Origin of the sequence: Mesorhizobium sp. M7D.F.Ca.US.004.01.2.1 (genome assembly GCF_003997785.1) — a bacterium.
Lineage (GTDB): Bacteria > Pseudomonadota > Alphaproteobacteria > Rhizobiales > Rhizobiaceae > Mesorhizobium > Mesorhizobium loti.
In genome coordinates this window covers 1-2,801 of sequence record NZ_RZRQ01000523.1, presented here as the reverse complement: position 1 = coordinate 2,801, position 2,801 = coordinate 1, and the positions used below count along the sequence as shown (strand labels likewise).

Below are 2,801 nucleotides of genomic sequence, written 5' to 3'. Positions count from 1 at the left end.
CCCTTCTTCGAGGAATTCTTCGGTCGTTCGCAGCCGCGGGCGCAGTCTTCCTTGGGTTCCGGCGTGCTGGTCGACCCGACCGGCGTCGTGGTCACCAATTACCACGTCATCAAGGATGCCGATCAGGTCAAGGTGGCGACCGCGGACGGGCGCGAGTTCGACAGCAAGGTGCTGCTCAAGGACGAGACGCTCGACCTTGCCGTGCTCAAGATCACCTCGGACAAGCCGTTTCCGGTCATTGCCATCGGCGATTCCGATGCGCTCGAGGTCGGCGATCTGCTGCTGGCCATCGGCAACCCCTTTGGCGTCGGTCAGACCACCACCAGCGGTATCGTCTCGGCACTTGCCCGTAGCCATATCGGTGTTTCCGACTCAAGCTTCTTCATCCAGACCGACGCCGCAATCAATCCGGGCAATTCCGGCGGTGCGCTGATCAACATGGGCGGCCAGCTGGTCGGCATCAACACGGCCATCTACAGCCGCAGCGGCGGCTCAATCGGCATTGGCTTTGCCATTCCCTCGAACATGGTTCGCGCCTTTGCCGACGCGGCCAAGGCCGGGCTCGACTTCTTCGAGCGGCCCTATATCGGCGCCGAGTTCGAAGCGGTGACGCCGCAGATCGCCGAATCGCTCGGCATGGAGAAGCCGACCGGTGCACTGGTCTCGTCCGTCGAGGCGACCGGACCGGCCGCCAAGGCAGGGCTCAAGCCCGGTGACGTCGTGCTGCAGCTCAACGGCAAGCCGGTCGAAAGCATCGAAGCTCTGGACTACCGGATGGCGACGCTGTCGATAGGCACCACCGCGAATTTCGCGGTTCTGACCAAAGGCCAGCAAGCGGCGATGGACATCGCGCTGGAGCGCGCTCCGGAAGGCATGAAGGCTGCCGAAGTGACGCTGCACGGCCGCAGCCCGTTCTCAGGCGCCAAGGTCGCGGAACTATCGCCTCGGCTCGCCCAGAAGCTTGGCCTGCGCACCGACATCAAGGGCGTCACCGTGGTCGACATCAACCGCGATTCGCCGGCCGCCGATTTCGGTTTCCAGCCGGGCGACATCGTGCGCGAAGTGAACGGCACCACCATCGATACCGCCGCGACCCTGGAGCAGGCGGCCAAGACGGATACGCGCTGGTGGCGCTTTACCGTAGAGCGTGGCGGGCAGATACTGCGTCAGGTGTTGCGTTATTAGAGCACGACCCATGAATTCGGGCTCATGCTCCAACGAAAAAGAAGTGCATGGCCGATCTGTTCAGCGTCGATGAACCGGAAAAGGCGCCGCTTGGGAGGCCGCTGGCCGACAGGCTGCGGCCCAAGAATCTTGGCGAGGTCGTCGGCCAGGAGCATCTGACCGGCCCTGACGGCGCGCTGACCAGGCTGATTGGTTCTGGTTCGCTCGGCTCAATGATCTTCTGGGGTCCGCCCGGTACCGGCAAGACCACGGTGGCGCGGCTGCTCGCCGGCGAAACCAGCCTGGCCTTCGAGCAGATATCAGCGGTCTTTTCCGGTGTCGCCGACCTGAAGAAGGTGTTCGAAGCAGCCAAGCTACGCCGCGCCAATGGCCGCCAGACCTTGCTGTTCGTCGACGAGATCCATCGCTTCAACCGCGCCCAGCAGGACAGTTTCCTCCCTGTCATGGAAGACGGAACCGTCGTGCTGGTTGGCGCCACGACCGAAAACCCGTCCTTCGAACTGAATGCGGCCTTGTTATCCCGCGCGCGCGTTCTGGTCTTCCATTCGCTTGGCGAGGAGAGCATCGCCAAGCTGATGACGCGGGCCGAGGAGACCGAGGGCAGGGCGCTGCCGCTCGACGACGAGGCGCGCGCCATGCTGATCCGCATGAGCGATGGCGACGGCCGCGCCTCTCTTACCCTCGCAGAGGAAGTCTGGCGGGCGGCAAAGCCCGGCGAGGTCTTCAATCCCGAGGGATTGCAGCGCATCGTGCAGCGCCGCGCGCCGATTTATGACAAGGGCCAGGACGGCCACTACAATCTGATCTCGGCGCTGCACAAATCGGTGCGCGGTTCGGACCCCGATGCGGCGCTCTACTATCTTGCGCGTATGTTCGATGCCGGCGAGGATCCGCTCTATCTCGGCCGCCGGCTGGTGCGCATGGCGATGGAGGACATCGGCCTTGCCGACCCGCAGGCGCTTGTCGTCGCCAACGCCGCCAAGGACGCCTACGACTATCTTGGCTCGCCCGAGGGCGAACTCGCCTTTGCCGAGGCCACCGTCTATCTCGCCACCGCACCCAAATCCAACGCCGTCTACAACGCTTTCAAAGCGGCCACGCGGGCCGCGAAGGAACATGGCTCGCTGCTGCCGCCCAAGCACATCCTCAACGCGCCGACCAAGCTGATGAAAGAGGAGGATTACGGCGCCGGCTATCGTTACGACCATGACGAGCCGGATGCCTTTTCGGGGCAGGATTACTTTCCCGAGAAGATGGGCCGCCAGACCTTCTATGATCCGCCCGAGCGCGGCTTCGAGCGCGACATCAGGAAGCGGCTCGATTATTGGGCGAAGCTGCGCAAAGAGCGGGAATAGCGGGTTTGCGTGACCCGGTCGTCGTCACGCTTCGAAACGAGGCTTCGCCTTGGGGCATTTCCGCCGCGGTCGCTCTCCACGCGCTTCTCGCTGCGATGCTGGCCGTGATGCCGCTGCCGAAGCCGCCGAAACGGCTGGAGGAAGAGCGGGTGTCGGTCGACATCCTGACGCCGCAGCAGTTCGAGGCCTCAACCAGGCCGCCGCCTGCTCCCGTCCCGCCGACAGTGCCCGAAGTGCGGGCAGCGGTGCCGCCGCCCGCAC

Annotated in this window: 2 protein-coding genes and 1 pseudogene; all 3 read left to right on the top strand. The window is 64.4% G+C overall.

What is annotated here, in order from left to right:
- On the top strand, window positions 1-1,185 hold a 1,185-nt coding region (locus tag EN993_RS34130), incomplete at its 5' end, for a Do family serine endopeptidase (RefSeq protein WP_127266077.1).
- A 47-nt stretch (window positions 1,186-1,232) separates the two neighbouring features.
- Complete coding sequence (locus tag EN993_RS34125; protein ID WP_127266076.1) at window positions 1,233-2,540, top strand: replication-associated recombination protein A; 1,308 nt, start codon at window positions 1,233-1,235, stop codon at window positions 2,538-2,540.
- A 5-nt stretch (window positions 2,541-2,545) separates the two neighbouring features.
- Window positions 2,546-2,801: pseudogene (locus tag EN993_RS34120) on the top strand (hypothetical protein); the annotation flags it as partial.

Excerpts from the sequence above, each read along its gene's own strand:
- EN993_RS34125 (WP_127266076.1), top strand. The coding sequence starts at position 1,233 with ATGGCCGATCTGTTCAGCGTCGATGAACCGGAAAAGGCGCCGCTTGGG.